Raw genomic sequence first — 22,196 nt, 5'->3', positions numbered from 1 at the left:
CGATGGAGGCGCCTCCCGGGCACCGGGGTCAGGCGCAGCCCAGTTCGCCGAGCATCCCCTGCCGCAGCCGGGCGATGATCCGCTTGATCAGCCGCGAGACGTGCATCTGGGAGCAGCCCAGCCGCTCGCCGATCTCCGCCTGCGTGGCCTCCTCCACGAACCGCAGGTGGAGGATCTGCCGGTCGCGGTCGCTCAGCTCCGCCATCAGCGGGGCGAGCGCGTGGAAGTCCTCCACGAGCCGCAGGCCCTCCTCCTCCACACCGATGAAGTCGGCGAGCACCGCCTCGCCGTCCTCGGGGCCGTCACCGGTGAGCGCGGCGTCCAGGGAGGCGGAGTTGTAGCCGTTGGAGGCGAGCTGCGCCTCGATCACCTCGTTCTCGGAGAGGTTCATCAGCGTGGCCAGTTCGGCGACCGTCGGGTCCCGGTCCAGCCGGCTGGACAGCTCCTCGCGGGCCTTGGCCAGCTCCACCCGCAGTTCCTGGAGGCGGCGCGGCACGTGGACGGCCCAGGTGGTGTCCCGGAAGAACCGCTTGATCTCACCCACGATGTACGGCAGCGCGAACGAGGTGAACTCCACCTCGCGCGCCAGCTCGAACCGGTCGATCGCCTTGATCAGACCGATCATGCCGGTCTGGACGATGTCCTCCATGTCGTCGCCGCGGCCCCGGAACCGTCCGGCCGCGAAGCGCACCAGCGACATGTTCATCTCGATGAGGGTGTTGCGCGCGTACTGGTACGCGTGCGTGCCCTCTTCCAGCTCGGTCAGCCGGCGGAAGAACTGGCGGGACAGCTCGCGCGCGTCCCGCGGGGCGACGGACGCCGGGTCCGCGATGCCGGGCAGCCCGCCCGTGCTGTCCTGCTCGGTCTGCTCGACGACCTCTGCTTCCGACCGGGTCCCGGCGGCGGTCTTCATTGCCTCTCCCACGAAAGTCACGGTGCGACGTGTGCCTCTACGGTCTCTGTGTTCGGTGCCGTCCAGCTCGGGTGCCGAGCGCGTACCCACTTTTCCATAGGTCATACACCCTCGCCGAACCGCTCACGGCCCGGGTACCCCCGGTCACGCCGTGCATGCCCATGTCGTGCCGCACTGGCGGGAAACAGCCGGTCACCACCCTGGGTTTCCCTCAGGGGCGCGACTGTGGCCGCACCGATGAGTTTCGCGCCCGGCGGGGGTCTTCCTCCATGACGATGACGTGTTCCCCACTCCGCCACACGCCCCGGGAGGCGCTCATGACCACCGACGGATTCCTCACCTGCCTCTGGTTCGACGGCCGGGCGGAGGAGGCCGCGCACTACTACGTGTCGGTCTTCGAGAACTCCGCCGTCGGACGGGTCGTCCGCTGGCCCGAGGACGGGCCCGGCCCGGCCGGTTCCGTGCTGACCGTGGAGTTCACCGCCAACGGACACCGGTTCCTCGCGCTCGACGGCGGTCCCCAGTTCACGTTCAACGAGGCCGTCTCCTTCCAGATCCTCTGCGCCGACCAGCAGGAGATCGACTCCTACTGGACGAAGCTCACCGAGGACGGCGGCGAAGGCGGCTCGTGCGGCTGGCTCAAGGACAAGTACGGCCTGTCCTGGCAGGTCGTCTACGCCCCGCTGCTGCGGATGATCGCCGATCCGGACGCGCGGAAGGCCGCGCGCGCCACCCGGGCCATGATGGGCATGGGCAAGCTGGACGCCGCGGAGCTGGAGAAGGCGTACGCGGGGGAGTAGCGGAGCGGGCGGGCGGAGCGCGGGCCCGGCCCGCACGCCGTCCCCGCCCCGAAGCGCCGCCCGCATGCCGTCCCCGCCCGGAAGCGGCCCGCACGCCGCTCCCGGGTCGGAAGCGCGGCCCGCACGCCGCTCCCGGCTCGGCGCGCGGCCCGGACCCCGGATGACTAGCGTGAACAAACGGGGCACACCGCACCAGGAGGGCCGCCAGCATGGCCGTGCAACCCGAAGGAACGCCCTGTTGGGCCGACGCGATGTTCAGCGACGTCGAGGGAGCCAAGCGGTTCTACGGCGACGTCCTCGGCTGGACCTTCGGCGAGTCGTCGTCGGAGTACGGCCACTACACCCAGGCCTACGCAGACGGCAGGGCCGTCGCCGCGGTCGTCCCGCCCGTGCCCGGCCAGGAGGGCCGGTCGCAGTGGTGCCTGTACCTCGCCTCGCCGGACGCCGCGGCCACCGCGGAGAAGGTCCGGGGGCACGGCGGCGAGGTGCTGATGGAGCCGATGCGGGTCGGCGGCCTCGGCACCATGTGCCTGGCCCGGGAACCCAGCGGTGCCGTGTTCGGCATCTGGCAGGCGGGCGCTCACGAGGGCTTCGAGGCGACGGCCACCCCCGGCGCCTACTGCTGGGCCGAGGTGTTCACCAGGGAGCCGGAGCAGGCGGACGCCTTCCTCTGCGCCGTCTTCCCGTACCGGATGAAGGAGATCGAGGACGAGGCCGTCGACTTCCGGATGTTCGAGGTCGGCGAGGACACCGTCCTGGGCCGGATGCGGATGACCGACGACTTCCCGCCGGAGGTCCCGTCGTACATCAACGTCTATTTCGCCGTCGACGACTGCGACGCGGCCGTCGGCCGGGCCGTGAAGCTGGGCGGGATCCTCGGCTTCGGACCGATGAGCAGCCCCTTCGGCCGGTTCGCGGCGCTGAGCGACCCGCAGGGCGCGGACTTCTCGGTGATCGACGTCACCACCACCGAGGGGGAGATGCCCCGGCTCAGGGACGTGTGACCGGCCCCGGCACGGGCCGGGCGAAGGCCATGGCATGATCGAGCGCATGCGTGAACGTGTGGTGGCCGCGTGCGACGGGGCTTCGAAGGGAAACCCCGGACCGGCCGGATGGGCGTGGGTGGTCTCGGACGACGACGAGCGGACCCCCGCCCGCTGGGCGGCGGGCCCGCTCGGCCGGGCCACCAACAACGTCGCCGAACTGACCGCCCTGGAGCAGTTGCTCGCGGCCGTCGACCCGGACGTGCCGCTGGAGATCCGGATGGACTCCCAGTACGCGATGAAGGCCGTCACCACCTGGCTGCCCGGCTGGAAGCGCAACGGCTGGAAGACCGCCGCCGGCAAGCCCGTCGCCAACCAGGACCTGGTCGTCCGCATCGACGAACTGCTCGGCGGCCGGTCGGTCGAGTTCCGCTATGTGCCCGCCCACCAGGTCGACGGCGACCCGCTGAACGACTTCGCCGACCGCGCGGCCAGCCAGGCGGCCTCCGCGCAGGAGCAGGCCGGCAGCGCACTCGGCTCGCCGCAGCCCCCGCCCTCGCCCGACACCCCGGCGACGGCCGGCGCACCCCGCCGGAAGGCACCCGCCCGCACGGGCGGAGCGGCCGCCCGGACCGGCGGTGCGTCCGCGCGGACCATCAAGGCGAAGTTCCCCGGCCGCTGCCTGTGCGGCCGGTCCTACGCGGCCGGCGAGAAGATCGCCAAGAACGCGCAGGGCTGGGGCCACCCGGAGTGCCGGACCGCCGACGCCTGATCAGGCGTCGAAGGTGTAGAACCGGGTGTGGTCCAGCAGGTCCGCCGGGCGCACGGTGTTCCACGGCTTCATCGTCTCGCCGAGGTCCACCACGTCCGCGGTGCCGCCCGTCGGCACGTACCCCGCGTCCGGGTGCCGCCGCTGCCACTCGGCCCACAACTTGTCGATGTAGGCGTGGTGCAGCCAGAACACCGGGTCGTTGGGCGAGACACCGGTCGCCATCTGGCCGCCGACCCAGACGTGCACCCGGTTGTGCAGGTTGACCCCGCGCCAGCCCTCCAGATGGTTGCGGAAGCCGTCCGAGGCGCTGTTGTACGGCGCCATGTCGTACGTCGCCATCGCCAGCACCGACTCCACCTCGGCCGGTGTCGGCAGCTCGCGCACGGCGGTGCCGAGCGAGCGGCGCAGGAACGTACGGGCGTCGACGCGCACGGTGACCGGCCAGTCGCCCGTGGCCGCGGCGAACGGACCGTCCATCACCCGGCCGTCGGTGCTGCGCCCGGTGCCGCCGAGGAAGTCCGGCGCCCACAGCGAGGCCCGCAGGGTGCGGTCGGTGCTCCAGTCCCAGTACGGCAGCGTGACGGAGGAGTCCACCGACTGGAGCGCCTGCTCGAAGTCGAGCAGGAATCTGCGGTGCCAGGGCAGGAAGGAGGGCGAGCGGTGGCCGGTCCGCTCGCCGCTGTCGGTGTCCGACATGATGAACTCGTTGTGCGTGCGGACGAAGTCGTCGTAGCGTCCGGCGCGCTTCAGTTCGAGGACGGCGGCGACGAACCGGCGCTTCTCGTCGGCGGTCAGGGCGGCCTGGTTCTTGCGTACGGTCATGGTGCGCGGTGCTCCCGGAGTCCTTGCGTGGGCGGTCAGTTGGCGGGGAACGGCAGCAGCGGCGCGCCCTGCAGCTCGTCCACCGCGGCGCGGGCGGCGGCCAGCGGGGTGGGCACCGGGTCGTAGTGGCTGACGACGCTGATCCAGCTTCCGTCGGCGTTGCGCATCACGTGCAGCTGCACGCCGTCTATGAACACCTCGTAGCCGCCGCCGTGTTCGTGGTGGTGTCCGCCGCCGGCCGCCGGACGGCCCTGTATCCGGCGGCCCTGGTAGACCTCGTCGAAGGAGCCGGGCGCGGTGGGCTCGTGACGGACGGCGGCGGACGCGGCGGACGCGGCGGGGGCGGCCAGGGCGACGGCGGCCGAGGCTGTGGCGGCGACGGCGGCCGCCGTGGTGAGCGCGCGGCGCCGGGTGATGTCGGGCATGCGGGTCCTCCCCGAGAGTGGTTCTGCGGTGATGAGGCATGCCTATCGGGACCTGTGGGAGCAGGAGAAATCGTGCGGAACCGGTTGGCTCCGATCCGGACAATTAACCACATGTCGTAGAGAGTTGAACGAAGTTGATCTTGCCGTCCCGGTGGTCCGGTCCGCCCCGGAACGGGTAATTCCTTGCCGGACCGCCCCGGTTTTCCTTGATCCTTTCCCGTCGCCGCCCGCCCGAGTGGCGCGGCTCACCACCCCAGACTGACGCGATCGGGAGGGTCGCCGTCCCTGCTACCCTCCGTCTTCGACCGGCTGCGTCGGGTGACTGTCAGGAGTGTGCGTGTGAAGGTCGTCTGCGTCGGAGGCGGGCCCGCCGGACTCTGTCTCGCCCTCCTGCTCAAGCGGCAGGACCCGGCGCACGACGTCACCGTCCACGAACGCGACCCCGAGGGCTCCACCTACGGCTGGGGCGTGACGTACTGGCGGGGCCTCCTCGACCGGCTGGGGGAACACGACCCCGTCCTGGCGCGGGAGATCGAGGCTCACTCCGTGCGCTGGAGCGAGGGCGTCGCCCACGTACGCGACCTGACCACCCGGCACCACGGCGACGAGGGCTTCGGCATCGGCCGGCACCGGCTGCTCGACCTGCTCGCCGCCCGGGCCCGCGGCCTCGGCGTCCGCCTGGAGTACGGCAGCGAGGTGACCCGGCCGCCCGCCGGCGCCGACCTCGTCGTCGCGGCCGACGGCGTCCACAGCGCCCTGCGCGCCCGCCGCGCGGACCACTTCGGCACCGAGACTTCCGCTGGCCGCAACCCCTTCATCTGGCTCGGCACCACCCGGGTCTTCGACGCCTTCACCTTCGCCTTCACCGAGACCGCGCACGGCTGGATCTGGGCCTACGGCTACGGGTACGGCGGCGGCCACAGCACCTGTGTCGTCGAGTGCTCCCCGGAGACCCTCACCGGCCTCGGCCTGGACCGGGCCGACCCCGGCGAGAGTCTGGCCCTGCTGGAGGAACTCTTCGCCCGCGTCCTCGACGGCCACCCGCTCATCGCCCGCCCCGGCGCCTCCTGGCAGCGCTTCCGCACCCTGACCAACCGCACCTGGCGCGACGGCGACCTGGTCCTGCTCGGCGACGCCGCCCACACCACCCACTACTCCATCGGCGCCGGCACCACCCTCGCCGTGGAGGACGCCCTGTGCCTGGCCGGCGCCCTGCGCGCGCACACCGCCCTGCCCGAGGCCCTCGCCGCCTACGAACGTCGGCGCCGCGCCGAGCTGCTGTCCGCACAGAGCGCGGCCCGCTACAGCGCCCGCTGGTACGAGAACCTGCCCCGCTACATCGAGCTGCCCCCGCACCGGATGTTCGCCCTGCTCGGCCAGCGCCACTCGCCGCTGCTGCCGTACGTGCCGCCGCGGCTGTACTACGGCCTGGACCGGGCGGCCGGCCGCATGGAGCCGCTGCGCCGGTTCAAACGCTGGCTCGGCCCCCGCGCCGCCCGCGCCCTGCACGCCCGGGCCACCGCCCGGCACCGCTGACCCGCGCTGGCCCGCCCGCCGGCACCACCGCACCGAAGGAGCCACCACGGCCGTGCCGGCCGTCGCACCGGATGACACACTGTCGCCATGGACGAACGCGTAATCGGCAGGTCGGGTCAGTGGGCATCGGTCGTCGGACTCGGCACATGGCAGCTCGGCGCCGACTGGGGGGAGGTGGACGACAAGGTGGCCCTGTCCGTCCTGGAGGCGGCGGCCGAGGCCGGGGTCACCTTCTTCGACACGGCCGACGTGTACGGCGACGGACGCAGCGAGGCGACCATCGCCTCCTTCCTGCGCGGCCGTCCGGACCTGCATGTGTTCGTGGCGACCAAGATGGGCCGCCGGCTCGCGCAGGTCCCGGAGAACTACGTCCTGGCCAACTTCCGGGAGTGGAACGACCGCTCGCGCCGCAACCTCGGCGTCGACCGCATCGATCTGGTCCAACTGCACTGCCCGCCCACCTCGGTGTACTCCTCGGACGCCGTGTTCGACGCCCTCGACACCCTCGTGGAGGAGGAGCGCGTCGCCGCCTACGGCGTGAGCGTGGAGACCTGTGACGAGGCGCTCACCGCGATCGCCCGGCCGAACGTGGCGAGCGTGCAGATCATCCTCAACCCGTTCCGCATGAAGCCCCTGTACGAGGTGCTGCCCGCCGCCCGCGAGGCCGGCGTCGGCATCATCGCGCGGGTGCCGCTCGCCTCCGGGCTGCTGTCCGGGAAGTACACCAAGGACACGGTGTTCGCGGCCGACGACCACCGCACCTTCAACCGGCACGGCGAGGCGTTCGACCAGGGCGAGACCTTCGCCGGGGTCGACTACGGCACGGGCGTCGAGGCCGCCGCCGAGTTCGCCGCGCTCGCCCCCGAGGGCTGCACCCCGGCCCAGCTCGCACTGCGCTGGATCATCGAGCAGGACGGCGTGACCACGGTGATCCCCGGCGCCCGGAACCCGGAGCAGGCCCGCGCCAACGCCGCCGCGGCCAAGCTGCCGCCGCTGCCGCCGGAGACGGCCGCCGCGATCCGTGACCTCTACGACCGCCGGATCAAGGACCAGGTCGAACACCGCTGGTAGACGCGCTTTCGGGCACACCGGTTCGTTTGAACGAACGGCCGGGCGGTTATCCGCACCGCATGACGCAGGACGGGCGGCGCCGGGGGCGCGATGAGACGCAGGAGGAACGGGCCGACCGGATGTGGGGTGAACTCATCCAGGAGGTCCGGGTGGCGCAGACGGGCGTGCAGATCCTCTTCGGATTCCTGCTGACGGTCGTCTTCCAGCCGAAGTACGGCCGGCTGGCCACCACCGACCAGGTGATCTACATCGTGACCGTGGTGATGGGCGCCTGCGCGACCGGCGCCCTCATCGGACCGGTGTCCCTGCACCGGCTCGTCTCCGGCCGGTCGGTCAAACCGCAGGCGGTGCGGCTCGCCTCCCGGCTGACGCTGGCCGGCCTGGTCCTGCTGCTCGCCACCATGACGTCGTCCCTGCTGCTGATCATGCGGGTGGCCACCCACGACGGTTATGTGCCGTACCTGGTGGCGGCCGTCGTCGCCTGGTACCTCGTGTGCTGGTACGGCCTGCCGCTGTGGGCCCGCCACCGGTACACCAACCGGACGGCCGATCAGACGGACGCGTCCGACAGCGCGTCCAGCTGACGGTCGTGCACCCGGCCGAGCAGCAGCGGGGACAGCACGGCGCCGATCAGCGCGCAGCACATGTCCCACTGGGTGTCCCACACATCGCCCTGGGTCGCGAGGAACGCGTCCGCGCCGTGGCCGCCGATCCCGGCCGCCAGCCACTCCAGCAGCTCGAAGCAGGCGCTGAAGGCCAGACAGGCGCACACGGTGAGCGGTGCCATCCAGCGGCTGCCGCGCAACGGTGAGGTCCGGCTGAGCAGTTCACGGACCAGTACGGCCGGCACGAAGCCCTGCATCAGGTGCCCGAAGCGGTCGTACGGGTTGCGGTCCAGGCCGAAGGTGTCGCGCACCCAGTCGCCCGCCGGGACCTGCGCGTAGGTGTAGTGGCCGCCGGCCGCGAGGACCAGCGCGTGCGCCGTGAGCAGCCCGCACAGCAGCCCCGTCAGCGGGAAGCGCCGCCAGGCCAGCACCACCACGGGCAGGCCGATCAGGGCCCACACCGTCTCCAGGAACCAGGTGGTGCGGTCGCGGGCGCCCACCGCCGACACGGTCAGTCCCAGGGCCGCCACCCCGGCGAAGAGCGCGGGCGGCACACGGCGCGGCGCGCGGAGCGGGGCGGGGTGCACAGCGGTCACGGGGGGCTCCTTGCCGTCAGGCGTCGTGGAGCCCCATCGTGGCGCCGGGGTCACCCCGCCGGCATGAGTACGGCTACTCAGCCCGTGGAAAGGATCTCCGCCAGCAACTCGTCCACGGGGACCTGCTCCTGTCCCGGCGCCACCACCCGGTGGGTCTCGCGCAGGAACGCCGCGACCGCGGGCGCCCAGGCGAACACCACCGCGCGCTGCCGGCCGCCGTCCGGCCGGACGTCCCCGAGGAACTCCATGCGCAGTTCGCGCCAGGGCTCGGAGCCCTCCGGCCGCAACCGCACGTCGCCCAGGCCGACCGGCCGGGCCAGGCCCGCGGCGAGCATGTCCCGGTCCAGCCGCCAGGAGGCCAGCACACGGCCGTCATGGGTGAACAGGGCGGTGACGGCGAACGGGTCGTCGGCGTCGTAGCCCAGATGCGCCAGCACCGGGCACCGTCCGGTACCGGGTGCGAGGAGCTGCACCACCAGCGTCTTGTGCACGAACGAGTTCACGCGCGGGCCTCCGGGAATGATCGGCGTAGAGCGTCCTAGTACCCCGGCATCGCCCAGGATGCTCATCCGAGCGGCCGATTCCCTTCGGCCCGGCGTGTTCCGGGTGCCCGCGGCGTCAGGCGAAGGCCTCCCGCAGAGCCGGGAGCAGGGTCTTCGCCGACCAGTCCAGGAACTCCCGCTGCGCGTCGCCGCCGATCTGCACCAGGGCGATCTCCCCGAATCCGGCCTCGGCGTACGGCCGCACGGCCTCCACGAAGGCGTCCGGGTCGTCACCGCACGGGATGGAGGAGGCGACGTCGTCCTTGGTCACGAACTGGGTCGCGGCCTCGAAGGAGTCGGGATGCGGCAGCTCGGCGTTGACCTTCCAGCCCAGGCCGAACCAGCGGAACTGGGAGTGGGCGCGTTCGATCGCCACGCCCCGGTCGGGATCGTAGGACACCGGAAGCTGGCCCACCCGGGGCTTGCCGCTGCCGCCGTGCCGGTCGAAGGCCTCCAGCAGATTCGCCTTCGGCTCGGTCGCGATCACCAGGTCGGCGAGGTGTCCGGCCAGCTTGCAGGACTGCTCGCCGGAGACCGCGACGCCGATCGGCGGCGCCGACTCCGGCAGGTCCCACAGCCGGGCCGACTCCACGTCGTAGTGCTGTCCGTGGTGCGTGACATGGCGGCCCTCGAACAGCGCGCGGATGATGTGCACCGCCTCTTCCAGCATCTCGTGGCGCACGTCCGCCGGCGGCCAGCCACCGCCCACCACGTGCTCGTTCAGGTTCTCCCCTGCGCCGAGGCCGAGCCGGAACCTGCCCTCCGACAGCAACTGCACGGTCGCCGCCTTCTGCGCCACGACCGCCGGGTGGTAGCGCAGGATGGGACAGGTGACGTAGGTCATCAGCGGGATCCGCGAGGTGGCCTGGGCCGCGGCGCCCAGCACGCTCCACGCGTACGAGGCGTGTCCCTGCGAGCGCAGCCACGGAAAGTAGTGGTCCGAGATCACCGAGAAGTCGAAACCCGCCTCCTCGGCTCCCACCACGTGCTCCACCAGGTCCCGGGGGCCGGCCTGCTCGGTCATCATCGTGTATCCGATTTGCACCATAAGCAGCGAGTCCCCGGCTCGGCGGCCGGAAAACGGGGTGCGGCCCACTCTTCCGGTTCCGGGACGACCGGCTTCGTGGTGTCGTCCCAGGCCGCAGCCGCGGCCTGGGCGGTGCGGCGCGGCGGGAAGCCGCGCCGGCCGCCCGGCGGGACGACACCGACGGTCACCTCACAGCAGCCCGAAGCGGTCCGCCCAGCCGAACAGTTCCCGGGGTGTCGTGTTGCCCCCGCACACCACGAGCCCGATCCGGGCGCCGTCACCGACCCGCTCCACCACCTGCCGGGCGGCCGGCAGCAGACATCCCGCGGCCGGCTCGGCCCACACCTTGGCGTGCTCGGCGAGGTCCAGGCAGCCCCGCACCGCGTCCTGGTCCGGCACCACCAGGACCTCCTCGACGAGCGCGGCCACATGGTCGTAGGTCAGCTGCGAGGCCGAGGGCGCGCTCAACGTGGTGACCAGGGAGGACAGCGGCACCGGCACCGGACCGCCGGCCGTGAGCGCGCCGGCCATCGCCTCCGCGCCCGCGGTCTCCACGCCCCACACCCGCACGTCCGGCCGCAGGGCGCGCAGGGCCGTCGCGATCCCGGCGATCAGACCACCGCCGCCGACGCTGACGACCACGTCGGTCAGCTCCCCGGCGTCCTCGGCCAGTTCCAGCCCCACCGTGCCCTGCCCGGCGATGACCACCGGATCGTCGAACGGGTGCACCAGCGTCAGGCCCTCGTCCCGCAGCCGCGTCACCAGCTCGAAGGCGCTGTCCATGCCGTCGGTCAGCCGTACCGAGGCCCCGGCGTCCCCGGCGAGCGCGATGGAGCGCGCGGGCGCGGTGCGCGGCATCACCACGGTGGCCTTCACATCGAGGGCCGCCGCCATCACCGCCAGCGCGATCCCGTGATTGCCGCCGCTGACCGCGACCACGCCCGCGGCGCGCTCGGCCTCGCTCAACGACAGCAGTTTCGCCACGGCCCCGCGCGCCTTGAACGAGCCGGTGCGCTGGAGGAGTTCCAGCTTGGCGGTGACCGGGACGCCGAGCAGGGAGCCCAGGCCCGGGCTCGGCACCGTCGGCGTCCGTACGACGTGTCCGGCGATCCGCTCGGCGGCGGCTGCGATGTCCGAGATGTCGATCAAGGTGCTGCACCCCTTCCGGCGCGGATCGGCCGCGCCGCTCGCACCTTGACCCGCCGGGGCGCCGCTGGTCAACGCCTTTCCGGATCCCGCCTACCGTACGCGGCCCACCAGGAAGTCCACCAGCCCGGTCAGCTCCTCGGCGGCGGCCGGGGCCAGGCGCGCGGAGGCCAGCAGCTCGCGCGCGGCGGCCGTCCGGGCCCGCGCCTCGGCCAGCGCCGCCGTACGGCCCCCGGCCGCCTCGATCAGCGCGGCGGCCTCCTCGGCGTGCCCGGCGGAGCCGAGCAGCGCGGGCAGCCGCCGGGCCGCCGGGGAGCCGAGCGCGGCCAGCACCGGGAACGTCTTCTTCCGCTCCCGCAGATCGCCGCCCACGGGCTTGCCGGTGACGGCCGGGTCCCCCCAGATGCCGAGCACGTCGTCGACGAGCTGGAAGGCGACCCCGAGGTGCCGCCCGGCCCGGTCCAGCGCCTGGACCGTGTCCTCGGGCGCCCCGCCGAGCGCGGCGCCCAGCGCCACGGCACAGCCCAGCAGCGCGCCCGTCTTGCCCTCGGCCATCGTCCGGTACTCCCGCGGCGTCACCCGCTGGGGGCCCGTCCAGGGCCGGGTGGCGAACAGCAGGTCGTCGGCCTGGCCGCGCACCAGGTCGGCGAGGGCCGCCGAGAGCAGCCGCACCGCCCCGGGGCCCCGGGGCGCGGCGGCGAGGGCGTCCACCGCCAGCGCGAACAGGGCGTCGCCGGCCAGGACGGCCGGACCCGTGCCGTACGCCTGCCACACGGCGGGGCGGCGGCGCCGGATCGCGTCGCCGTCCATGATGTCGTCGTGCAGCAGCGAGAAGGCGTGCACCAGCTCCACCGCGACCGCCGCCGGGACACCCGTCCGCCCGGCGGCACCCGCCGCCTCCGCGCCGAGGACGGCGAGCGCCTGGCGCACGCCCTTGCCGCCCGGCGCGGTGACGGGCGCTCCGCCGACCTCGCACCAGCCGAAGGAGTACGCGGCCATCTCGCCCACCCAGGGGTGCAGCCGGCCTACCGCCTCCCGGAGCGCCGGCCGGGTCAGCTCACGGCAGCGGGCGAGGACACCCGGGGCGGGTGCGCGCACCGCGGAGACGAGCGCCGTCACCGTGCGGTCTCCGTCTCGAGACCGAACTCCCGCTGGGCGCGGACCACCATCTCCCGTACGTGCCGCAGCCCGCCGCGCTCCAGCGTCCGGGCCAGGCCGGCGAGTTCGGCGGCGGTCTCGGCGCGGTCGCGGCCGAGCCGGGCGAGGGACTTGGCCAGGCCCAGCCGGGACAGCGCCTCGCCGCGCGGTTCGCTCATCGCGCGGAACTCCGCCAGCGCCAGCTCGTAGCGGTCGCGGGCCTCGGGGTAACGGCCCGCGCGGTACAGGACGTTGCCCTGCATCTTGTGGTTGTAGGCGAGCGCGCTGGAGAGGTTCATCTCCCGGCAGGTCGCCTCCGCCTCGGCCAGCAGCTCCAGGGCCCGTCCGGTGGCGCCGTCGCGCACCGACAGGACGTCCGCGAGGCCGCGCAGCGCCCAGGCGTGCCCGCGCCGGTCGTCGGCCCGGGCGGCTATCTGCGCCGCCTCCTCGAACAGGGCGTACGCCTCGTCGTAGTCGCCGGTGTTGCGGCGCATCTGGGCGATGCCCTCCAGCGCCCACACCGTGTGCCGGGCCTCGCCCCGCTTGCGGGCCTCGGCCAGCAGCTGTTCGTGCAGCCGGCCGACCGCCGCGTAGTCGCCCTGGATGCGGCCGGTCTCCGCGAGGCCGGCCAGCGAGTAGCCGCGGGCGACGACGTCCCCGCCGCGCTCGCCGAGTTCGGCCGCCAGTCCCAGCAGCCGCCAGGCCAGCGGGAACCGTCCGCGCTGCCGGGCCAGGGTGCCGCCGCTCCACAGCGCCCAGGCCATCGCGGCGGTGTCGCCGGCCTCCCGGGCGGCGCGGTAACTCGCCTTCCACGCCCGGTCGGCGTCCTGTATCCGGCCGAGCCGCCGGTGTGCCTCGGCGACGGCGAGCCCGCAGCGGGCCGCCTCTTCGGCGCGCCCGGCGCGTTCCGCCTCGCGCAGCCGCTCGGTGGCCTCGGCCAGCACATCGGTGAGCGAGGAGTTCACGGACAGGGTGGTCAGGGCGCCCTGGTACTCCGGGGCGAAAGCCTTGCCGTACATGCGTACCCTTCTATGCACGCGATGTATAGACGGCGTCTCTACACGGCATGCATAGCGTCTCGGAGATATGCCCCGGCCCGAGAGGCCGGGGCTCGGTCTGTCGCCGGTCAAGACGCGGGTACGGCCGCCGGGGTTGCGCGTGCGGTGTGGATCACACGGGAAGGTTCAGTGCTGCTGCGCCTTCTGGGGCGTCAGCTCGCTCGGCCGCACCACGACGAACCCCTCGCCCTGGAGCATCAGTTGCACGGCCTCGCCCGAACCGCCGCGCAGCATCGAGCCGATGGACTGCGACCGGTGCAGCGAGGTCTGCAGGTGCGCGGTCCAGCCCACCACCGCGTCCGTGTCGACGTAGACCGGCGCCTGCGCGGACACCGGGATGACCAGCGGGTTGCCGTCGCAGACCAGACCGAGCCGGCCCTGCCCGGTGAACACGCTGTTGAACAGGCCGCCGCCGGCGATGCCCGAACCCTTCACCGTCTTGATCTCGTACGACAGCGAGGCGTCGAAACACAGGACGTTGCGGCCGTTGACGGTGAACTGGTCGCCGGGCTCGACCTCGACGATGAAGCAGTTCTGCGCCTCGTGCGCGAACCAGGCCTCGCCCTGCCCGCGCACCGCCATGAGGGGCAGCCCCTCCCCGGTGACGGCACGCTTGAGCATGCCGCCGACCCCCTGCCCCTTGCGCTCGAACGCGAGATTGCCGCGATAGGCGACCATCGCGCCCTGGCGGGCGTACATCTCGCCGTCCACCGCGTACTTGACGCACTTGGCGTTCTCGACGTACATCCCCGGCGCCACGGCCGGCTGCACCACATGCTGACTGGAAAAGAGATCACCCTTCATGCAGGGCATGGTGTCGCGGACGGCCGCGTTCCGCCAAGATCGCGGAGTGTGCCGGTTTCGCGGACTTCCCGCAGAACGCCGACTCCAGGGCCCCGGCCAGCGTGTCGAGCACCTTCCCGTTGTTCGACGTGGTGGCCATGGCGGTGAGGCTGCGCCCGCCGTCCTTCGTGGCGAACGCGTACGTGTAGTAGCCCTGCACCGCTCCGGTGTGCCCGTACACCGACACCCCGCAGGACAGCTCGCGGCGGCGCAGTCCGAGGCCGTACGCCGTCGTGGCGTTCACCTTGGTGAACCGCTCCATCTCCGCCAGCCGCGCGGCCGACATCAGCTTCCCCCTGAGCAGCGCGCCGTAGAAGACGTCGAGGTCCCGCGCGCTGGAGATGACCGCCCCGGCGCTCTGCGCCCAGGAGACCGTCTGTTCCGTCGCGTCGACCAGCGGGGCGCCCGCCCGGTCCGGCGTCAGATAGCCGCGGGCGTACCGGCCCGGCAGCGTGGTGCCGGGGTGGACGTAGAACGTGTCGCGCAGCTTCAGTGGTGTGAAGACCCGGTTCCGGTAGGCGGTCCGCACCGGCTGCCCGGTGAGTTTCTCGACCAGCAGCCCGGCGACGACGAAGTTGGTGTTGGAGTACGCGTAGGCGGCGCCGGGCGCGTTGGTGCGGGGCTTCTTCAGGGACAGCGCGACCAGCTGCCGGTAGGTGAAGACCTTCTTGCGGACCGCCTCGAAGCCGGAGACGCTGGCGGCGAACATATCGTTCGTGTAGTCGTACAGACCGCTGCGGTGGCTCAGCACCTGACGGACCGTGATCCGGTCGTCCGGCAGCAGCCCCGGCAGATAGCGGTTGACCGGCGCGTCGAGCGCGAGGCGGTGCTCGTCGACGAGCTGGAGCAGCACGACCGCGGTGAAGGTCTTGGTGACGCTGCCGACCCGGAACCGGTCGTCGGTGCCGATGGCCCGCCCGGTGGCGCGGTCGGCGACGCCGCGGGTCACCCGGTAGGTCCGGCCGTGGTCGTCGATCCGAGCCAGCGCTCCCGGGGCGCCCTGGGCCACCGCCGAGCGCAACACCGCGGCCACGCCCGCGGTGTCGGGCGCCGGGAGCGCCGCCGTGATGTCCCGCTGCCCGGCCGCGGCCCGCGCCGGGACCGCGAGCAGTGACAGTGCGACCGCTCCGAGGACCGCTCCCCGCCCCACCCTTGTCGAGACCATCCCGTATTCTCTCCCGTCGGCCCGGTTCCTGATGCGATATCGGTCACATCCCGCCCTGGGAACCTAGGGGATGTGGGCGGCGTCTCCACAGCCGACACACAGTCGGTCATCCGGTGATCACTCCATGGCGTCCATTTGCAAAGGATTGCCATAGAAGTTCGCGAAATGGATCATTCCGGCTTTACGTGCGCATGACTAATCCGCAAGGGTGGGCGCTCGGAGCCGGACCGGCTCCCGTGGCGCCCAACCGCGTCACGTCTCAAGGCGGTTGACGATGTCGGCCGCCTTCGAACGAAGGAACCCTGATCAGATTGCGTAGACCGCACATACGCACCATGGCGGTTGCCGTCGCGGTGACGACGGCTGCCACGGGCCTGGCCGGCACGGCCTTCGCGAGTGCCTCCACCGGAGCGGAGCGGTCCGCCGCCTCCGCCGCCTCGGACGCCACGGTGGTGGTGGAGGCGGCGCGCACCGCGGCCTTCGCCCACGCCTCGGCGACCGGCGTCTCCCAGGGCGACGCACTGCACGCCCAGGACGTCATGATCGACCCCGAGGGCGCCCGGCACGTCCGCTTCGTGCGCACCCACGACGGCCTGCCGGTGCTCGGCGGCGACCTCGTCGTCCACCTCGACCGCACGCTGGGCTACGCGGGCGTGACCCGCGCGGCCGGCCACGCGGTCAAGCCCACCGGCCAGGCGAAGCTGACCGCCGGCCAGGCCGCCGCCAAGGCCGCGAAGGCCGCCAAGGGCGACGCCGGCGGCGCCCGGCTCGTGGTGGACGCCCGCGGTGGCGCCTCCGCGCTCGCCTACCAGGTCACCGTCACCGGCCAGGACACCGCCCGCACGGTCGTCGTGGACGCGGTCACCGGCAAGGTGCGCAGCAACACGCCCACCCGGGACGAGTTCCTGTCGCCGAAGCTGATCGACACCCTGCACCGGCGCGGCGAGACCGCGGACCCGGCCACCGGCTCCGCCTCCGCCGCCTCCGGCCTGGTCGGCTCGGGCGCCACCGGCGCCGCGGCCTACCCGTCGGCCGCCAAGGGCACCGGCAAGACCCTCTTCGTGGGCAACGTCGGCCTGACCACCACGCAGACCTCGCGCGGTCACTACCAGCTCAAGGATCCGAGCCGGTACGGCACCGAGACGCGGGACGCCAAGGGCTCGTACACGGAGAAGTTCGGCGCCGGCACGAAGTTCACCAACACGACCAACGTGTGGGGCAACGGCGCGACCAGCAGCCGGGCCACGGTCGCCGCCGACGCGCAGTACGGCGTCACCAAGACGCTGGACTTCTACAAGTCCACGTTCAAGCGCAAGGGCATCGCCAACAACAGCAAGGCCGCCCAGGCGATGGTGCACTGGGGCAAGAAGGTCGCCAACGCCTTCTGGGACCCGACCTGCAACTGCATGCTGTACGGCGACGGCGACGGCGAGATGTTCAAGAAGCCGCTCGTCGTCCTCGACGTCACCGGTCACGAGCTGACCCACGGCGTGGTCGAGGCGACCGCCAACCTCCAGCCGACCTTCGTCGACTCCGACGGCAACCAGTACGGCGAGCCGGGCTCGCTGAACGAGTCGCTCGCGGACATCTTCGGCTCGAACGTCGAGTTCTACGCCAAGAACACGAAGGACACCCCGGACTACCTGATCGGTGAGAAGCTGGGCCTCGCGCAGAAGTTCCTGCGCCGCCTGGACCACCCGTCGCTGGACAAGCTGGAAGGCACCATCGACTACTGGTCCGCCGACACCTACTACACCGAGGTGCACGCCGGTTCCGGCGTCTCCTCGCACGCCTACTACCTCCTCGCCGAGGGCAGTGGCAAGAAGAAGATCGGCACGGTGACCTACAACTCGCCGACCTACCACAGCCTCAAGGTCAAGGGCATCGGCCGGACCAAGGCGACCGCCATCTACTACCGGGCGCTCACCCGGTACATGGTCTCCTCCACCGACTTCCACCAGGCGCGCATCGCCACGCTGAAGGCGGCCAAGGACCTGTACGGAGCGAACAGCACCGAGTACAAGACGGTCAACACCTCGTGGGCCGCCGTGAACGTCACCGCCGCCAACACGCCGCGCTGACGACCCGCACCACCCCACGCCGCGCGCCCCGCTCATGCGGGCCGGCGCGGTACAGCACCACCGGATGCCCCGCCTCGCGCGGGGCATCCGCCTGTCCGGGCGAACCGTCCGGGCGGGCGCGCCCCGGCCCGGACCGGCCGCGTCGTAGGTCGGTGATTCCGGTTCCGCCTGCCGGCCGGGAGATGATCGTCCCGGTGCGCGGCGGTGCCCGATCGCGGGCACCGGTACCGCGAGGACGCGACGACGAGGAGGCCCACGGATGACACGCCCGATCACGGCAGGGGTGGACGGCACCGAGGAGAGTCTGGCCGCGCTGGACTGGGCGGCCCGGGAGGCCGTACGGCGCGGTCTGCCGCTGCGCGTGGTGCACGCCTGGCGGTACGCCGAGGCGCTCGCCGCCGCCGGCCGGGACACCCAGCGCGAGTGGGTGGCGCAGGGCATGACGGACACCGCGCGCACGGTGACGGAGCGGTATCCGGGACTGCCGGTGACCACCAACGTGCTGGAGGCCGGGGCCGCGGACGCGCTGGCGGACGCGGCGGCCGGGGCCGAACTGCTGGTCCTCGGCTCGCGCGGGCACGGTCCGGTGGTCGGCTTCCTGCTCGGCTCGGTCGGCCAGCAGGTGATCGCGGAGGCGTCCCGGCCGGTCGTCCTGGTCCGGGCCGGCGACGACGCCACCGCGGAGGCGGCCGGCCGGGACGTGGTGGTCGGCCAGCACGGCGGCCCCGAGGACAGCGAGGCGGCGCTGCGGTTCGCGTTCGAGACGGCGGCGGCCCGCGGCGCCGCCGTCCGCGCCGTACGGGCCTGGACCCTGCCGCCGGTCTTCGCCTACAGCCCCGGCTCGCTGAAGCTGCTCGACGACGCGGGCGGCCTCGAACCGTACGAGAAGCAAGCGCTGGCCGAGGCACTCCAGCCCTGGCGGGAGCGGTTCCCCCAGGTGCCCGTCGCCGAGCACGTCGAGATGGGCAGCGCGGGCCAGGTGCTGCTGTCGCTGGCCGGCCGGGCCCAGCTCATGGTCGTCGGGCGCCGGGCGCGGCGTACGGCGGTCGGCGCGCGGATCGGCTCGGTGGCGCACGGGGTGCTGCACCACGCCGGCTGCCCGGTGGCCGTGGTCCCGCACGCGTGAGCTACTCCGGGCCGGCCTCCGCCAGCGGGGCGCGGGCCCGGGGCAGGACGTTGTCGGTGTAGTCCTTGACGGCGGTGTCGATGCCGATGTCGTGCTGGGCCCGCTCGGACAGGTACCAGCGGTGTTCGAGCAACTGGTGGTAGATCTCGGCCGGGTCCATGGAGCCGCGCAGCTCCGGCGGCACCGCGCGGACGGTGGGCCGGAAGACGTCCCGCACCCAGCGGTGGGCCAGCACTTCCGGCCGCGCGGCCAGGGGGTCGCCCGGGGCGTAGTCGTCCTGGGTGGCCATCCAGCTCTCCAGGTCCGTCAGCAGCCGCCGCGCCTGGTTCTCCTCCGCGTCCAGGCCGGTCAGCCGCAGCAGTTGGCGCTGGTGGTGGCCGGCGTCCACGACCTTCGGCACGAAGGTGACCGTGTCGCCGTTGGAGGAGTGCTCGATCTGCATCTCGGCCACGTCGAAACCGAGGTCGTTCAGCCGCCGGATCCGGCGCTCGATGTAGTGGTACTTGCCCGCCGGGTACACCGAGGTGCGGGTCAGCTCCTGCCACAGGCCCTGGTACCGGGTGCAGATCTCGTGACCGAACTCCACCGGGTCCACGGACGGGTGCAGCGCGCCGGACGCCTCCAGGTCCAGCAGTTCGCCGCTGATGTTGACGCGGGCCAGCTCCAGGTCGTAGTCCCGCTGTCCCGGGCTGAGCCGCGGGTGCAGATCGCCGGTCTCGGCGTCCACCAGATAGGCCGCGAAGGCGCCCGCGTCCCGCCGGAACAGGGTGTTGGACAGCGAGCAGTCGCCCCAGGCGAACCCGGCCAGGTGGAGCCGGACCAGCAGCACGGCGAGGGCGTCCATCAGCCGGTGCATGGTCGCCGGGCGCATGGTGGTCTCGAACATCGAGCGGTACGGCATCGAGCCGCGCAGATGCCGGGTCACGAGCACCGGCTCCAGCGGGGCGCCCGAGGGGTCGGTGCGGCCGGTGACCACGGCGAGCGGGTCGACGGCCGGGATGCCGAGCCGGTCGAGGTCGCGCAGCAGTCCGTACTCGCGCAGCGCGGGCCGCTCGGCCAGCTCCTTGACGGCGATCACCTCGTCGCCCGCGTGCGCGTAGCGCACCACGTGCCGGGAGATGCCGCGGGGGAGCGGCACGAGATATTCCTCGGGCCACTCCTCCAGCGGGGTCTGCCAGGGCAGGGCGAGCAGGAGGGCGGGGTGCTCCGGGTTCGTGGCGCTGATCTGCAAGGCCATGACACGAACCCTAAGGCCCCGAGCGGGTGTTCTACGACGCCCGGCCCCGGGCCAGCTCGGCCGCCGCCCGCACCGGGCCCCGGTGCGCCGGGCCGTGGCCCGGCAGCAGCAGGTCGCCGTCGAGCGCGCCGATCAGCTCCAGGGAGGCCACCACTCCGGCGCGGTCGTGGTGGAAGAAGCCGGGCAGGATCTGCGGACCCTTGATCCGGGAGATCGCGTGCCCGCTGACCAGCGCGTCCCCGGAGACGACGATGCCCGCCTCCGGCAGGTGGTAGACGCAGTGGCCGTCGGTGTGGCCGGGCGTGTGCACGGGCACCGGACGGCCGGGCAGGTCCAGCGGGCCGTCGGCCGGGAACGGCGCGGGCGCGGTGACGGGGTTGTGGTCGATGCCGCCGGCCTTGATCACATGGGCGGCCCAGGGCAGCACACCGGGCCGCCAGGCGTTGCGCACGACGTCCTTGACGGTGGCCTGCTGGAGGAAGTCCCGACGGGCGTGCGGCACTTCCGCCGGGTGCAGGTACACCGGCGTGCCGTGGGCGACGCGCAGGTACTCGGCGGAGCCCAGGTGGTCGTTGTGCGCGTGGGTGATCAGGACGGCGGCGACCGCCTCCGGGGAACCGCCCACCTGCGTGAGGGACTCCAGCAGCCCCGGGCGGTCTCCGGGATAGCCGGTGTCCACCAGGGTGAGGGCGTCCCCGTCCTTGAGGATCACCCAGTTGACGTGGTTGCCGTGCACCAGGAAGGTGCCGTCGGCTACTTGCCGTACCTCTGCCCGCATGGTCTCCCCGAGCCCTGTGCGACGTTCGTGGAGGGCCAGCCAATCAGATCGGCGTCCCGTCCGGGGGCGCGGGCGGCTGGTCACCGCACGCCGTGCGGCCGGAACTGGACGCTGATGCGCGGGCCCGCGGCCCGGCCGGTCTTGGGGACGCAGTGCTCCCAGGTGCGCTGGCAGGAGCCGCCCATCACGATGAGGTCGCCGTGGCCGAGCGGCCGGCGCACCGTGGCGCCGCCCGTGCCGGCCGGGCGCAGCAGCAGGTCCCGGGGCTCGCCGACGGAGAGGATCGCGACCATGGTGTCCTCGCGGGCGCCCCGCCCGATGCGGTCGCCGTGCCAGGCCACGCTGTCCCGGCCGTCGCGGTAGAAGCACAGCCCGGCGGTGGTGAACGGCTCGCCCAGCTCCTCGGCGTAGTGCCGGGACAGGGCGGCGCGGGCCTCGTCCAGCACCGGGTGGGGCAGCGGGTCGGCCGCGCCGTAGTGGGCCAGCAGCCGGGGCACGTCGACCACGTTGTCGTACATCTTCCGGCGCTCCGCCCGCCAGGGCACGTCGGCGGCGAGCCGTTCGAAGAGCGTGTCGGCGCCGTGCAGCCAGCCCGGCAGGACGTCGATCCAGGCGCCCGTGCCCAGCTCGGTCCGGCGCAGCCCGTCGAGCGGGCCGAGCCGCAGCTCGTCGGTCTGGTCGAACAGGGAGCCCTGGAGGTGCGTGGACATGAGTCCAGCGTACTCCTTAATCGAATGTGCGTTCCATTTGATCACCGGCCGAGCGGGTCCCCCGGATGCCGGTCTGCGTTGCGTCCGGAGTCTTTCGCTACACCGGTGTATTGGATACGCTGGCGTATCGAACGAGGGGGCGGTGCCGATGGAACCGGTGGAACAGACACCCCGGCGCGTCACCCGGCGCCGGGTCCGCACCCGGGCCCGGCTGCTCGACGCCGCGTTCACCGTGTTCGCGGCGAAGGGCTTCGGCCGGGTCACCATCGAGGAGGTCTGCGAGGCGGCCGGGTTCAGCCGCGGCGCCTTCTACTCCAACTTCGCCACCCTGGACGAGCTGTTCTTCGCCCTGTACCGGGACCGCGCCGGGCTCCTCGCGGCCCAGGTGGCCGACGCGCTCGCCCAGGACGGTCCCGGCCTGGACGTGCCCGCCGCCGTGGACCGGGTCACCGAGGTGCTGCTGCTCGACGTGGACTGGCTGCTGGTGAAGACCGACTTCCTGGTGCACGCCGCCCGTGACCCCGTCGTCGCCCGGGCCCTGCTCGACCACCGCGCCCGGCTCCGCGAGGCCATCGCCGACCGGCTCTCCCGGGCCGGCGGCCACACCGCGCTGCCCGCCGTGCTCGGCGACGCGGACGGCGCGGCGCGCGCCGTGGTCGCCGCGTACGACGGTGTCACCACCCAACTGCTGCTGGACCGGGACACCGAGGCCGCCCGGGCCTGGCTGGGGCAGTTGCTCACCGCGCTGCTGACGGACGGCGGCCGCGGTCCCGCCTAGCCCGGCGGCGGACCACCAGCACCAACACCGTCAGGGAAGGACATG

The 22,196-nt window shown here is 72.9% G+C and carries 23 protein-coding genes; 9 read left to right on the top strand and 14 right to left on the bottom strand.

Annotated elements, in window-relative coordinates:
- Positions 1–28 precede the first annotated feature (28 nt).
- On the bottom strand, positions 29–913 hold the full coding sequence (locus tag ACH4OA_RS33345) for an RNA polymerase sigma factor SigF (RefSeq protein ID WP_365877183.1): 885 nt from the start codon (positions 911–913) through the stop codon (positions 29–31).
- Between the two features lie 317 nt (positions 914–1,230).
- On the opposite strand from ACH4OA_RS33345, the gene ACH4OA_RS33340 reads away from it, so the two are divergent.
- The 3 genes from ACH4OA_RS33340 (at position 1,231) to ACH4OA_RS33330 (ending at position 3,468) form a co-directional block, all read left to right on the top strand.
- Positions 1,231–1,713, top strand: a complete 483-nt coding sequence (locus ACH4OA_RS33340) for a VOC family protein (protein WP_397947445.1) — start codon at positions 1,231–1,233, stop codon at positions 1,711–1,713.
- A gap of 209 nt (positions 1,714–1,922) precedes the next feature.
- Positions 1,923–2,717, top strand: coding sequence for a VOC family protein (locus ACH4OA_RS33335; RefSeq protein WP_397947443.1), 795 nt, complete (start codon positions 1,923–1,925; stop codon positions 2,715–2,717).
- A 34-nt stretch (positions 2,718–2,751) separates the two neighbouring features.
- Positions 2,752–3,468: a ribonuclease H gene (locus ACH4OA_RS33330; protein WP_365877159.1), complete on the top strand. Its 717-nt coding sequence runs from the start codon at positions 2,752–2,754 to the stop codon at positions 3,466–3,468.
- Here ACH4OA_RS33330 and ACH4OA_RS33325 read toward each other — a convergent pair whose 3' ends face one another.
- Positions 3,469–4,290: a tyrosinase family protein gene (locus tag ACH4OA_RS33325; protein WP_397937551.1), complete on the bottom strand. Its 822-nt coding sequence runs from the start codon at positions 4,288–4,290 to the stop codon at positions 3,469–3,471.
- Between the two features lie 35 nt (positions 4,291–4,325).
- The gene (locus tag ACH4OA_RS33320; protein ID WP_397947440.1) at positions 4,326–4,715 is read right to left on the bottom strand and encodes a tyrosinase cofactor; all 390 of its coding nucleotides are present in this window, start codon (positions 4,713–4,715) and stop codon (positions 4,326–4,328) included.
- A gap of 339 nt (positions 4,716–5,054) precedes the next feature.
- Here ACH4OA_RS33320 and ACH4OA_RS33315 point away from each other — a divergent pair, with 339 nt between their 5' ends.
- From ACH4OA_RS33315 to ACH4OA_RS33305, 3 genes are all read left to right on the top strand, one after another.
- Entirely contained in the window at positions 5,055–6,251 is a 1,197-nt protein-coding gene (locus ACH4OA_RS33315; protein ID WP_397973144.1) for an FAD-dependent monooxygenase, read from the top strand.
- 87 nt (positions 6,252–6,338) lie between these two features.
- Positions 6,339–7,322, top strand: a complete 984-nt coding sequence (locus ACH4OA_RS33310) for an aldo/keto reductase (RefSeq protein WP_397937557.1) — start codon at positions 6,339–6,341, stop codon at positions 7,320–7,322.
- Between the two features lie 59 nt (positions 7,323–7,381).
- A complete protein-coding gene (locus ACH4OA_RS33305) occupies positions 7,382–7,906 on the top strand; it encodes a DUF6328 family protein (RefSeq protein ID WP_397973141.1) in 525 nt (174 codons plus the stop codon).
- On the opposite strand, the gene ACH4OA_RS33300 is transcribed toward ACH4OA_RS33305, so the two are convergent.
- From ACH4OA_RS33300 to ACH4OA_RS33265, 8 genes are all read right to left on the bottom strand, one after another.
- Positions 7,873–8,523, bottom strand: a complete 651-nt coding sequence (locus ACH4OA_RS33300; RefSeq protein WP_397973138.1) for a DUF2238 domain-containing protein — start codon at positions 8,521–8,523, stop codon at positions 7,873–7,875. The two genes, ACH4OA_RS33305 and ACH4OA_RS33300, sit on opposite strands and share 34 nt — an antisense overlap.
- A 77-nt stretch (positions 8,524–8,600) precedes the next feature.
- The gene (locus tag ACH4OA_RS33295) at positions 8,601–9,026 is read right to left on the bottom strand and encodes an SsgA family sporulation/cell division regulator (protein WP_365877171.1); all 426 of its coding nucleotides are present in this window, start codon (positions 9,024–9,026) and stop codon (positions 8,601–8,603) included.
- A gap of 115 nt (positions 9,027–9,141) precedes the next feature.
- A complete protein-coding gene (locus tag ACH4OA_RS33290) occupies positions 9,142–10,113 on the bottom strand; it encodes an LLM class F420-dependent oxidoreductase (protein WP_397973135.1) in 972 nt (323 codons plus the stop codon).
- Positions 10,114–10,281: 168 nt separating this feature from the next.
- Positions 10,282–11,241, bottom strand: coding sequence for a threonine/serine dehydratase (locus tag ACH4OA_RS33285; protein WP_397973133.1), 960 nt, complete (start codon positions 11,239–11,241; stop codon positions 10,282–10,284).
- Positions 11,242–11,331: 90 nt separating this feature from the next.
- Positions 11,332–12,357: a polyprenyl synthetase family protein gene (locus ACH4OA_RS33280; RefSeq protein ID WP_397937565.1), complete on the bottom strand. Its 1,026-nt coding sequence runs from the start codon at positions 12,355–12,357 to the stop codon at positions 11,332–11,334.
- Complete coding sequence (locus ACH4OA_RS33275) at positions 12,354–13,394, bottom strand: tetratricopeptide repeat protein (protein ID WP_397947436.1); 1,041 nt, start codon at positions 13,392–13,394, stop codon at positions 12,354–12,356. The genes ACH4OA_RS33280 and ACH4OA_RS33275 overlap by 4 nt, the downstream gene beginning before the upstream one ends.
- 165 nt (positions 13,395–13,559) lie before the next feature.
- Complete coding sequence (locus tag ACH4OA_RS33270; protein WP_397973130.1) at positions 13,560–14,237, bottom strand: AIM24 family protein; 678 nt, start codon at positions 14,235–14,237, stop codon at positions 13,560–13,562.
- A complete protein-coding gene (locus ACH4OA_RS33265) occupies positions 14,227–15,441 on the bottom strand; it encodes a serine hydrolase domain-containing protein (protein WP_397973127.1) in 1,215 nt (404 codons plus the stop codon). The genes ACH4OA_RS33270 and ACH4OA_RS33265 overlap by 11 nt, the downstream gene beginning before the upstream one ends.
- A 335-nt stretch (positions 15,442–15,776) precedes the next feature.
- On the opposite strand from ACH4OA_RS33265, the gene ACH4OA_RS33260 reads away from it, so the two are divergent.
- Both ACH4OA_RS33260 and ACH4OA_RS33255 read left to right on the top strand, forming a co-directional pair.
- Positions 15,777–17,522 carry a M4 family metallopeptidase gene (locus tag ACH4OA_RS33260; RefSeq protein WP_397947605.1) on the top strand — a complete coding sequence of 582 codons (1,746 nt, stop codon included), beginning with the start codon at positions 15,777–15,779 and terminating at the stop codon, positions 17,520–17,522.
- A gap of 259 nt (positions 17,523–17,781) precedes the next feature.
- The gene (locus ACH4OA_RS33255) at positions 17,782–18,648 is read left to right on the top strand and encodes a universal stress protein (RefSeq protein ID WP_397937573.1); all 867 of its coding nucleotides are present in this window, start codon (positions 17,782–17,784) and stop codon (positions 18,646–18,648) included.
- Position 18,649: 1 nt separating this feature from the next.
- Here ACH4OA_RS33255 and ACH4OA_RS33250 read toward each other — a convergent pair whose 3' ends face one another.
- From ACH4OA_RS33250 to ACH4OA_RS33240, 3 genes are all read right to left on the bottom strand, one after another.
- Positions 18,650–19,885: a DUF4032 domain-containing protein gene (locus ACH4OA_RS33250; RefSeq protein WP_397937575.1), complete on the bottom strand. Its 1,236-nt coding sequence runs from the start codon at positions 19,883–19,885 to the stop codon at positions 18,650–18,652.
- Positions 19,886–19,916: 31 nt separating this feature from the next.
- A complete protein-coding gene (locus ACH4OA_RS33245; RefSeq protein ID WP_397937577.1) occupies positions 19,917–20,663 on the bottom strand; it encodes an MBL fold metallo-hydrolase in 747 nt (248 codons plus the stop codon).
- An 80-nt stretch (positions 20,664–20,743) separates the two neighbouring features.
- Entirely contained in the window at positions 20,744–21,373 is a 630-nt protein-coding gene (locus ACH4OA_RS33240; RefSeq protein ID WP_365881573.1) for an alpha-ketoglutarate-dependent dioxygenase AlkB, read from the bottom strand.
- 157 nt (positions 21,374–21,530) lie between these two features.
- On the opposite strand from ACH4OA_RS33240, the gene ACH4OA_RS33235 reads away from it, so the two are divergent.
- Positions 21,531–22,151 (top strand): TetR/AcrR family transcriptional regulator, encoded by a 621-nt coding sequence (locus tag ACH4OA_RS33235; RefSeq protein WP_365881575.1) that lies wholly within the window; start codon positions 21,531–21,533, stop codon positions 22,149–22,151.
- Positions 22,152–22,196 lie beyond the last annotated feature (45 nt).

It is taken from the genome of Streptomyces sp. NPDC017095 (assembly GCF_044332325.1).
Classification (GTDB): Bacteria; Actinomycetota; Actinomycetes; order Streptomycetales; family Streptomycetaceae; genus Streptomyces.
This window is presented reverse-complemented; position numbering and strand designations above follow the sequence as displayed.